9 protein-coding genes are annotated in these 11196 nt (G+C 62.2%); 7 read left to right on the forward strand and 2 right to left on the reverse strand.

The window, feature by feature from the left end; translation table 11 throughout:
* The first annotated feature begins 83 nt into the window (after nucleotides 1–83).
* The 7 genes from VLE48_14260 (at nucleotide 84) to nrfD (ending at nucleotide 8067) form a co-directional block, all read left to right on the forward strand.
* Complete coding sequence (locus VLE48_14260; protein ID HSA94172.1) at nucleotides 84–641, forward strand: cytochrome c family protein; 558 nt, start codon at nucleotides 84–86, stop codon at nucleotides 639–641.
* Nucleotides 638–1861: a c-type cytochrome gene (locus VLE48_14265; protein ID HSA94173.1), complete on the forward strand. Its 1224-nt coding sequence runs from the start codon at nucleotides 638–640 to the stop codon at nucleotides 1859–1861. The genes VLE48_14260 and VLE48_14265 overlap by 4 nt, the downstream gene beginning before the upstream one ends.
* Nucleotides 1861–2394: a cytochrome c3 family protein gene (locus VLE48_14270; protein ID HSA94174.1), complete on the forward strand. Its 534-nt coding sequence runs from the start codon at nucleotides 1861–1863 to the stop codon at nucleotides 2392–2394. The genes VLE48_14265 and VLE48_14270 overlap by 1 nt, the downstream gene beginning before the upstream one ends.
* Nucleotides 2395–2521: 127 nt before the next feature.
* Entirely contained in the window at nucleotides 2522–3601 is a 1080-nt protein-coding gene (locus VLE48_14275) for a c-type cytochrome (protein HSA94175.1), read from the forward strand.
* Nucleotides 3598–6015 (forward strand): molybdopterin-dependent oxidoreductase, encoded by a 2418-nt coding sequence (locus VLE48_14280; GenBank protein HSA94176.1) that lies wholly within the window; start codon nucleotides 3598–3600, stop codon nucleotides 6013–6015. The genes VLE48_14275 and VLE48_14280 overlap by 4 nt, the downstream gene beginning before the upstream one ends.
* Nucleotides 6016–6026: 11 nt before the next feature.
* Complete coding sequence (locus tag VLE48_14285) at nucleotides 6027–6722, forward strand: 4Fe-4S dicluster domain-containing protein (GenBank protein ID HSA94177.1); 696 nt, start codon at nucleotides 6027–6029, stop codon at nucleotides 6720–6722.
* Entirely contained in the window at nucleotides 6715–8067 is a 1353-nt protein-coding gene (gene nrfD, locus VLE48_14290) for an NrfD/PsrC family molybdoenzyme membrane anchor subunit (GenBank protein HSA94178.1), read from the forward strand. The genes VLE48_14285 and nrfD overlap by 8 nt, the downstream gene beginning before the upstream one ends.
* A 173-nt stretch (nucleotides 8068–8240) precedes the next feature.
* Here nrfD and VLE48_14295 read toward each other — a convergent pair whose 3' ends face one another.
* On the reverse strand, nucleotides 8241–10349 hold the full coding sequence (locus tag VLE48_14295) for a hypothetical protein (GenBank protein ID HSA94179.1): 2109 nt from the start codon (nucleotides 10347–10349) through the stop codon (nucleotides 8241–8243).
* Nucleotides 10350–10379: 30 nt separating this feature from the next.
* The gene (locus VLE48_14300) at nucleotides 10380–11108 is read right to left on the reverse strand and encodes a cytochrome c3 family protein (GenBank protein HSA94180.1); all 729 of its coding nucleotides are present in this window, start codon (nucleotides 11106–11108) and stop codon (nucleotides 10380–10382) included.
* Nucleotides 11109–11196 lie beyond the last annotated feature (88 nt).

Raw genomic sequence — 11196 nt, forward strand, 5'->3', positions numbered from 1 at the left:
CCGGCGCCCAGTTTGGTGTTTCGGGTGCTGTCAGTGTGAGGGAGTGCATGTGGTCGACTTGACTCCACCGGGGAGGATGGCTCATGAGAAGGTCGCTATTGCCTGTCGGGTTGTTGGTCCTTGGACTTCTGGCTTCTCCTCCGTCGGTGTTCTCGCAGTATGTCGGCACAACCCGTTGCCGCGGCTGCCACTTGCCCGAAGCCAAGAGCTGGGAGCAAACCAAGATGGCCAAGGCCTTCGAACTGCTCAAGCCGGGAGTCGCCGCCGAGAAAAAGAAGCAGAAGAAACTGGATCCCAACAAGGACTACACGCGAGACGCAGCGTGCCTTCCCTGTCATGTGACGGGATACGGGAAGCCGGGTGGGTTTGTGGATATCGAGAAGACTCCGAAACTCGCCGGCGTCACCTGCGAGACGTGTCACGGCGCGGGGCAGGGCTATTTGAAACCAGGTCTGATGAGCCTGCAGAACAAGGAATACAAGCGCACCGCCTTGATCGCAGCCGGGCTGATCTTGCCTGATGAGAACGTCTGCAAGGCTTGCCACAACCCGAAGAGTCCTTTCTACCAGCCGTTTGATTTTGCGCTCCGCAAGACCCAGGGCGTGCATGCGCACGTGCCGCTGAAGTACAAACACGAGTGATTGCAAAACGCCAGTTCGTTGTCTGGTTGCTGCTGGCTCTGGTCGCAGTCAGCACCCTGATCACGGTTCTCGTCTGGGAGAAGCGGCGCACGCGAGAACGCTTCAGCACCTTTCTGGCCGGTGATCCGCACCTTGGCATGCACGTCTTCCAGGAGAAGGGCTGCGCCTACTGCCACGCCGTGAACGGAACCGGTGGCCGCCTGGGCCCGGATCTCGGGGCAACGAAGCAAGCCAAGGCCAACCTCAACCAGTTGGTCACGGCCATGTGGAACCATGCTCCGGCGATGTGGAAGCGCATGCAAGCGGAGAAGTTGGTTTACCCCGGCTTTGATGAAGAGGAGATGGCCCACCTCTTCGCCTACCTCTATGAAATCCGCTACGTGGATGAGCCCGGCGACATCAGCCATGGCCGGCAGCTATTTCAGACCAAGGGCTGCGTTCGGTGCCACGCCATCCGCGGCGAAGGGGGACGGCGCGGACCCGATTTGGTCACGGCTGGCGTGGATACTCCCATCGCCTGGACGCAGACGATGTGGAATCACGCTCCGGAGATGGAAGCCAACATGCGCGAACTGAAGCTGGAGTGGCCTCGCTTTCAAGGCCGCGAAATGAATGACCTGCTGGCCTTCGTGCGCGAAGTCTGCAGCGGACCCCGGCGCGAGTATGAATTGCTGCCGGCGGACGCGGACCGCGGTTCGGAGGTCTTTCAGAAAAAAGGCTGTGCCGCGTGCCACTCGGTCAAAGGTGAAGGAGGAAAGGGTGCGCCCAACCTCGGTCCCAGCGGCAAGCTGCCTCCGACCATCGTGCAGTTCGCCGGCGCCATGTGGAGCCATTCCCCCGAGATGTGGGAAGCCATGAAGAAGCAGAAAATCCAGCGACCCACCTTCGAGGGAAAGGAGATGGCCGACCTGATCGCGTTCTTGTACCGCCTCCGCTACTTCGAGCCGGCCGGACAAGCGCTGCTGGGCAAGACGCTTTTCACGGAACGGGGCTGCAGCCGTTGCCATGGAGAACGAGCCGAGGGCACGTCCCAGGGCCCCAGGCTTCGCCGTCGCGCTCAGGTCTTTACTCCCGTCACCCTGGCGACCGCGCTCTGGCAGCACGGACCGAAGATGTATCACCACACGCAGGAGATGGGGCTGCGTTGGCCCACCATCGAAGAGAAAGACGTAAGCGACCTGGTCGCCTTCCTGAATGCCCCGCCCGAGGAGCCACGATAGTGTGGAAGCATTGGACAGCATCGACGTTCCTGTCAAAGGTCCCCGCCAGCGTGCTGGGGTTCGGCATTTTCTTCCTGCTGGGTGTGGTGACCTTCCGCGCGGAGACGTTCCGCCCGCGGGTACAGCCCATCGCCTTCAACCACGCCAAGCACATCGAAAACGGGTTGAGCTGCAGCGATTGTCATGCGGGCGTGGAAGGCCAAGCCCATGCCGGCCTGCCCGACGCGGACGTCTGCCTGACCTGCCACGAAGAGGCGCTGGGCCAGAGTTCCGAGGAGGAAAAGCTGCGCACCCTCGTTCACGCGGGCAAGCCGCTGAGCTGGGCCCAGCTGACGCGGGTGAAATCGGACATCTACTTCTCGCACCGGCGGCACGTGCAGATTGCGCGCCTGGCATGCAGTGAGTGTCACGGCCCGATCGAGAAAACCACCGCGCCACCGGTGCGGCCGTTTCGTGTGTTCACCATGGAGACCTGTATCCGATGCCATCAAACCAATCGAGCGGGCACAGAATGCAATGACTGCCACCGCTGAGCAGGTCCAACCATCGCGGCGTATGCGGTTCGGCAGGATAGCCACGTGCCTCGTACTGCTGGCCTGGGCAGGGCGCGCCCAGGCGCAGGGGGGTGGTTACTTCGTTCCGGGCGATCCTAAGGCGGGAATGCGGGTTTTCTTCGATAAAGGTTGCAGCCGTTGCCATGCGGTGCTGGGTGAAGGAGGAAAGAGCGCGCCCGATCTGGCCCGTGCGCCGGTTGGTCAACTGAGTGCCGCCGAAGTGCTGGCGGCCATGTGGAACCACGCTCCCAGCATGTGGGAGAAGATGCGTCAGGAGAAGGTTCCCTCGCCGAGCTTCAACAAGGAGGAAATGGCGAACCTGTTCGCCTTTCTCTACTCCGTGCGTTCGCTGGACGTGCCGGGGGATGCAGAGCGCGGCCGCAGACTGCTGACGGAGAAGCGCTGCCTTCGTTGCCACGCGGTGGGTGGCCAGGGAGGGCGTAGGGGGCCCGACCTGGAGCGCTGGGCCAGTTATCGCAATCCTGTGAGTTGGATCCAGACGATGTGGAACCACGGACCTGCCATGCGCGAAGCCATGGGCGCACAGGGATTGCCCTGGCCGCAGTTCCAGGGAGACGACGTAGCTGATTTGATCGCGTACGTACGCCAGTTGGCGCCCAATCCCCGGCGCAAGGTGTACCTGCGCTCTGCGGATCCGCAGGCCGGGCGGGTGGTGTTCCAGCATAAGGGCTGCTCATCGTGCCATGCGCTGCGCGGTCGCGGCGGGACACTCGGTCCGGATCTGGCCAAGAGCGTTCTGCCGCGAACTCTTGGACAATTTGCCGCGGACATGTGGAACCACGGGCCCACCATGTGGTCCTCGATGGGGTCCGGACAGCTGCGGGCGCGCCAGTTCAGCAACAAGGAGATGGCGGACCTGATCGCCTACCTGTTCGCGGAGCGGTACTTCGAGGTGGCCGGCGAACCAAGGCGAGGGCAGCGCCTGTTCCAGGAAAAAGGCTGCGCCGGGTGTCACACCGGCGGGACTGCGCCGGATCTGACCGGGTGGGCCGCCGCGTCACCCAGCGCGCTGGCCACCGACCTCTGGAATCACGGACCGTTGATGTTCCAAACCATGCAGGAGCAGCGGAAGGAGTGGCCCGTGTTTCGCCCCGGAGAGATGGTGGACCTGATCGAGTTCCTCAGCCGCGGCCCGGCGCAAGCGCCGAGTGGAGGTCAGCGATGAGCTTCACCGTCGACCGCCGGAACTTTCTGCGGTTCACCGCCGGGGGCGCAGTGGGAGTCGCGACCTCCGGCGTGACGCTGCGTGGCATCAGCGAACTCAATGCGGCCTTGAGTTCGGAAGAAGTGCGGGTGCCGAGCGGACCCGAGCAATGGAAGCCCGGCATCTGCTGGCTCTGCCCGGCGGGGTGCGGCCTGCGTGTGCGCATGGTGGGTGAGCGTGCCGTGAAGATCCAGGGCAACCCCCTGAACCCGATGAATCACGGCGGGCTGTGTCCCAAGGGGGTCGCAGGACTCCAGGCTTTGTACCATCCCGACCGGATCACCTCGCCGCTCAAAAATGTCGGCAAGCGCGAACGCCCGCGCTGGCAAGAGATCACGTGGGAGGAAGCGACCACGATTCTGGCTTCGCAATTGCGCCAATTGCGCGATTCCGGGGAACCCCGCGGCCTGGCGCTGATAGACCGCGCGCAGGACAGTTTACGCGGACGGCTGCTGCGCGAGTTTCTGGCTTCCTACGGCTCGCCCAACTACCTGACGCTTTCCTCCGGGCTGGACGCACTTCAGGCAGCCGTCTTTCTCCAGCAGGGTGTGACCCAGCCCGTGGCTTATGACCTCGAGAACACGCGCTACGTGATGAGCTTTGGGGTCAACCTGCTGGAGGGCTGGGGGGCTCCAGTCAGCATCATGCGTGCTTTCGGCCGCTGGCGCGATGCCTCCGCGGGGCGCCGCAGCAAGTTCGTCCAGATCGAGTCGCGGTTCTCTCCCACCGCGGCCAAGGCCGACCAATGGGTAGCCCTCCGACCAGGAACCGAAGCGGCGCTGGCCCTGGGCATTGCGCACGTGCTGATCTCGGAAGGACTGTACGACGCCACCTTCGTGCGCGAGCGCACCTTCGGCTTTGAAGATTGGACGGACAAGAGCGGCCAAACGCATACGGGCTTTCGTTCGTTGATCACCAGCGAGTACCGGTTGAACCAAGTCTCCGAAATCACCGGCGTCCCCCCGGAGATCATCGTGCGCCTCGCGCGGGAATTCGGGCAGAACCGCCCCGCCATCGCCATCGGGGACCGTCAAACTTCAACTCTGACGGGAAACCCTTACGCAGCCATGGCCGTGCATAGCCTCAACGCCCTGGTTGGCAGCATCGATGCACTGGGCGGCGTGTTGATCCAGCCGGAAGGTCCCACCCGCGATGGCGAGCAAGACTCCGCCGCTCGCTCTGCAGGCGATCGGATCGACGCACGGCCGGAGTATCTGAGTCCCGGTCACCACGTATCACGACTGCCGGAGGCCATCCTTTCGGGCAAGCCTTACCCGCTCCGCGCCTTGCTGCTGCACGAAGTCGATCCGGTGTTTGCCGAAGCGAATGGGAACGCGTTCCGCGAAGCATTCCAATCCGTTCCCTTCATCGCAAGCTTCACTACGTTCATGAACGACAGCGCGTCGCTGGCAGATCTGGTTCTGCCGGCGGCGACCGGGCTCGAACGCTGGCAGGAGGCGACTTCACCCGCCACGTTCCCCTACGTCCTGCACGCCGTTTCGCCCCCGGCGGTAGCGGCAAGACACGGCAGCCGCGATCCGGTGGATGTGGTTTTGGGCCTAGCCGCGGCTCTCGGCGGTCCGCCAGCCGCAGCGTTGCCCTACCCGACCTTCGAGGAGTACCTCCACAAGCAGGCGGAGAAGATTTTTGCGGCGCAGACGGGCTCGGTGTTCGCTCCCGCGGTCGAGCAGGCGTGGGATCGCCTGCTGGAAGCCTCGGGGTGGTGGGCGCCGTCGTACTCGTCCGCGGATGAACTGTGGGAGCAGATGAAAGAACGTGGCGGATGGTGGGAACCCACCTACTACTATGGCGAATGGAACCGGGTTTGCCGGACCCCCTCCGGGCGTTTCGAGTTCTATTCCCAGCGTCTTGCTGCCTGGTCGTCACGGCGCAAGGAATTCGCGCAAGCGGCGGGTTTGCCACCGGGCGACGACCGTCTTTCCCTACCGCATCAGCCCGCGCTGCCGCAACCGCCTGATGGATATCCACTGCTATTGATGCCCATCGAAGTGCTGCCTTTGGCAGGGGGTGAGGGTACGCACATGCCGTATCTGCAGCAGATCGCAGGCGAACATGTGTTCGCGCATTGGGATAGCTGGCTGGAGATCAACCCGCATACTGCGCGAAATCTGGGCATCAACGACCGTGACCTGGTCTGGGTGGAATCGAGCCGCGGGCGCGTTCAGGCGCGGGCCCGCCTCTATGCAGGGGTGCGCCCAGAGACGGTTCATCTGCCCATGGGGTATGGACACACCGCTGGGCCGGAATGGCAGTGTCGTGGGGTGAACCCGCTGACGATCATGGAAGCCGGTCCCGAGCCCGTTGCTGGACTTCCGCAGACCGGGAACACGTTCGTAAAGGTTTATCGCGCTTGAGGTGAACAAGGATGCCGCGTTGGGGAATGGCGATCGATCTCGCCAAGTGCACAGGCTGCCAGGCGTGCGTGGTGGCCTGCCAGAGCGAAAACAATGTGCCCTGCGTCGAGCCGGAAGAGGCAGAGCGTGGCCGGAGCATCGCCTGGATTCACATGCTGCCGGAACTGGCCGGCGAGTACCCGCAGCTCAGCATGCGCCTGCTGCCTGTGCCCTGCCTGCACTGCGACCACCCGCCCTGCATCCTGGTGTGCCCGGTGGGGGCGACCGACATCAACTCCGAGGGCACGGTGCGGCAGATCTTCGCCCGCTGCATCGGCTGCCGGTATTGCACCAACGCTTGCCCGTACACACGCCGCAGCTTCAACTGGTACAAGCCGGAATTTCCCGGCGACCTGATCCAGGCCCTCAACCCCGATGTCTCGGTGCGCCCCAAGGGCGTAGTGGAAAAATGCACCCTGTGTCATCACCGTCTGCAGCATGCCCGCGAGGAAGCGCGCGCCGCCGACCGCCCGCTGGCCGAGGGCGAATACGTGCCCGCCTGTGTCGAATCGTGCCCTGCGGGCGCCATGTATTTCGGTGACCTTGCCGACCCGAACAGCGTCGTGTCCAAGCTGGAGCGCAGTTCCCGCACCTTCCGGTTGCTGGAGGAACTGGGGACGGAGCCTAAAGTGTTCTATCTCGCTGAAGGAGAGTGGAGCGGTGGCTAACGAGAAACAGGAACTTGGCCAGATGCAGGATGCGGTCCTGCTGCAGCCGATTGTAGCCACGCGGAGTTCTTTCTATCACCTGGCGCTGGCCCTGTTGGGTGTCACTACGGTCGCCTTCTTCGCCTGGCTGCGGCAGCTCAGCCTTGGCCTGGGCACCACGGGTATGAACATTCCCGTCTATTGGGGCGTCTACATCACGAACTTCGTTTTTTTCATCGGCATCAGCCACGCGGGCACATTGATTTCGGCCATCCTGCGGCTGTGCCACGCGGAGTGGCGGCGCTCTATCACCCGTGCGGCGGAAGTCATCACCGTGTTGGTGCTGTTCTTCGGAGTGGGCAGCGTCATCATGGATCTCGGACGGCCGGATCGCATGCTCAACATCCTGCTACACCCGAACTTCCGATCTCCGTTGCTGTGGGACGTGTGCAGCATCAGCGTGTACCTGACGGCCAGCACCATCTACCTCTACCTGCCCCTGATTCCGGATATCGCCATCCTGCGCGATCACGCCGGCAAGTTTCACCGTTTCTACCGCGCCCTCGCTCTGGGGTGGCAAGGAACGGAACGGCAAAAGAAGATCCTCAACCGCGCCATCGCCGTGATGGCCGTTCTGGTGATCCCCATAGCCATATCGGTGCACACGGTGGTGTCTTGGGTGTTTGCCATGACGGTGCAGCCGATGTGGCACTCCGCCATCTTCGGACCCTACTTCGTCGTGGGCGCGATCTTCTCCGGCATCGCGGCCATCATCATCGCCATGGCGCTCGTCCGGCGGATCTATTTCCTCGACGGCTACCTCAAGCCGGTGCACTTCGACCACCTGGGTGTGCTGCTGCTGGTGATGGCGCTCCTGTGGTTCTACTTCACCTTTGCCGAGTTCCTCACCACCTTCTATGGCAACGACCCGGTACACCTGGTGGTGTTCTACTCCAAGCTGAGCGGGCGCTTTGCGTTGCCCTTCTGGACGATGGTGGTGACCTGTTTCCTCATCCCGGTGGGCATCCTTTCGCGGCGCCAGACTCGGACTGTGGCGGGTACCGTGATTGCCTCCATCTCGGTCCAGATCGGCATGTGGCTGGAGCGGTTCACCATCGTGGTGCCGACCCTCTCGGAACCACGACTGCCCTGGCCCAAGGGTCAGTACTCGCCCACCTGGATTGAGCTTGCCATCACGCTTGGTTTCTGCTCGACCTTCACGTTCTTGTACATGGTGTTCACGCGTTTCTTCCCCATCGTTTCCATCTGGGAAGTACGCGAAGGACGCGAGCAGGCGCTGCCCGAAGTCGAGGAGCGTGTGCGCTCATACATGCCGGACGAAGAAAGCACCGTAGCCTCCGTCTAGTCTCGGCCGGCTTCCGCGCACGAATGCACGGAGAAAGGGCCACCGAAGGAACTGCCGGTTTTCCTTGGCTCGTGGCAAGGTCAGCGCCCGAGGAGGATTCTTAGGTCACAAGGAACCGACCCGCCGATGCCTGCCACCTGGAGCAGTGCGCACGATTCAACTCTGTCTCACCCTCAAAACGCCTTACGAACTGTCACATAGTAGGTGTTTCGGGTTCCTGACAAGATGGGTTGGACGCGATTGTCGTAGTTGTCGTGCGTAAACTCAAAGCCTACGGTGAATTGCCGGGGAGCCGTGTAGCTCGCACCTGCCAGGGCAGTCTGGACACGGTTGGCGAAGCGGCTGAAAGGTTGCAGGACGGAGACAAGAGTTCCGGGGCCGATGAAGTTCCCAGTTGACTGATTGACGACGTAGTTCCCCTGCACGCCCCAATGAGGCGTGATTTGATAGTGGATTCCCACTGCGCCAGTGTTCGTGATGTTTTCGTAGGGCGTGCGCTCGACCTGAGTGAAAAGGACCCCAGCCGTAGTCTCGAACCGGCGACGGTTGCTGTGGATGAAGTTCTGCTTCGAGTCATCCTCGATGCGGTTGAAGGAAAGAGTAAAGGTCAGCGGGGTGTCTCTGGGTGAGAGCCACGACGTGAAATCGAAATAGCGGCTGTTATTCACAAAGTTCTGCTGGACCGTTGCCTGCGGGGTAGTCCCAACCAGGCCGGTGAAAAAATGCGTATCGTTTGACTCTCGGTTTTCCTGAAAGTGAAAGGAGAGACCGCCGTCCACAGAAGGGCGGGAAAAGGCGTAGCTGGCGTCCAGGTCGAAGTAGTGACCGGTCTCCGGCTCCACCGGGAGCCCGGTGTTCTGCGCGGTCTGAAAACGGTACTCGGCGCGAAGGGCCGAACTGCGGGTGGGATTCACCTTGCCCCGGAGGCGCAATGTTGTGATGTCCGTATCCCTTCGCAGCAACGTCACATCCGGGGCGATGAACTCAGCAGGAGCAACGCCAAAAGTCAGATCACGGCCGATGTGGCGCTGGGACACTTCGAGGGTGAAGGCGGCGCTTCTCCATTGCGGGCGGTAGTTCAGCTCGGCTCCGTAGCGGAGCCGGGTAAGGCGATCCAGCCGGGGTGCTGCCAGGTTCCGGGCCGGATCCAAGAACTGTCCGGGACCGAAGCTGCTGTCGTTGTCGCGGATTTCATCGCGGAACACACCTCGAAGGTCAACGTGATCGGAGATGCGGATTACCGGAGAGACAGCCACCACGTGTCGCTGGACTCGGCCGCGGTAGCCGGCGACAAACGCCTCCTGGAGAGGCGTGAGCTGCTTCTGGTCGAGGCGCGAGAAGGTATACGCGGCGAAGAGCAAGTACTTGTCCTCTTTCCAACCTTTGAGAAACTGCACCGAGGGCCGCAGGACCGCAGAGTCGGGAATGAAATCGATCGTGCGCTGGCCCAGGTCACCGTCTGTCCGGATCTGCGTGGCGCCCGTCGGGGTGACACCGCCGAAGGGGGCGATGGTGGAGTTGGTGGTCAAAGGCGCCTCATTGTCGTACCGGTCAGCCATGAAGGTAAAAGCCAAAGCGTAGTTGCGCGCCTTGCCAAAGACGACGCCCCCTTCGAGCTCGTTCACATCCGCTGAAATGTCCAAAGCTTCTTGCCGCCAACGAACAGTGTCGAACCCTCCCACCCGGTCGGAGCCGCCCAGCACGAAACGGAACTGGTCCCAACCGCTGCGTTGCTCGTTGGCGTAGCGCACCCAAATGTTTTGGATGTTGCCGTTAACCCCGAAGGCAGAGCCCTTGATCCGCCCTTCAACGTCGAAACGCGTCCGGTCCGTGTGAAAGAAGAGCTGGGGTGGAACGTCGCTGTTGAAGACACTGCCGAATGCTGTGCCCACACCGGTGGCCGCCGGGAACACTTCTAGGGGGCGGTTGCGGTAGCGCCATAACTTCACGCGGAAGGCAAAGTCCTCGGCGCTGAGCGAGAAAACGTTAGTTTCGACCAAGCGAAACGGGTTCCGCCGCCAGAACTCGATCTTCAGGTCTTTCTCGGGATCGGGGCACGAGACCAGGTCTACGTCGGTCAGGTTGCCCCAAACGTCCCCTGCGGGAAAACTGCGATACTGTTGTAAGAAGTTCACGTCGCCGCCGGGATCGGTGACTTGGAGGCCGAGGGTCACCTGGCCGCGCAGCCGGGGACAATTCGGCGGTGCTTGGGCGAGCAAAGCAGGAGGAAGGACAGAAGCGACCCAAACAACTGCGAGAGTAATCACGCCGCATAATTTCATTGGCCACCTCATGGCTGCGATCACTGGGCTTTATCGCCGCAACCATTCGTCTTGCTGCGTTCCGTGTTGCGCGCCATGGCAATCCGTGCACCGGGAATAGAAAGCCCGTGTGTAATTCGTCCCCGGAATGCCGGTGGAGGCTTGGTTGACGTGGCGGTTGATGGTGGTGGAATGGCAACTTAGACAGACATAGGGCTCGTTCCGTCGCAGTAATCGGCGGGAGACGCTGCCGTGGGGGTTGTGGCAGATCAGGCAATCTTCCGCAACCGGCTCATGTTCGTAAACCCAGGGGCCGCGCTTTTCCTGATGGCAGCGATAGCATAGCTCGTTGCGGCCGGTCGTGGCCTCGAGCTTCCGGTCTTCATGGGGATTGTGGCAAGCGACGCAGTCCAGCGCTCCTTCCAGCACGGGGTGGTGCGAGGTCATACGGAATTGCCCCACCTTGTTGGTGTGGCACTTCAGGCACAGGGCCGATTTCGGAGCGAGGTAACGGAAGCGGACATCCGACTTGCGGAACGGCTCCTCGTGGAGCGAGTGACAGTCAATGCAAACCAGGTTTCCCTGACGGTGTTCACTCGATTTCCAGGTGAGCCGCGCTGTGTCACGGTACTGATGGCAGGCCAGGCAGGCTTCTTCGCTGGGATAGGCGATCTTCTCGGGGCTCGGTTCTTCGGCGTGAAGACTTCCGGCCCCATGACAGGATTCACACTCCGCGTGGACCTTCTGTACTTGTTCCGACTTTTCCTGGTGGCAGGTCAAGCATGTTTCCCTGCCGACGGTTTGGGCGCCGGGAGGAACCGCATAGTTTCTTTGAGGCTGGGGACGGTCAGGCGAACGAGCCTCTCCC

Source organism: Terriglobales bacterium (assembly GCA_035454605.1).
In the GTDB taxonomy this organism is placed as follows: Bacteria; Acidobacteriota; Terriglobia; order Terriglobales; family Acidobacteriaceae; genus DATMAB01.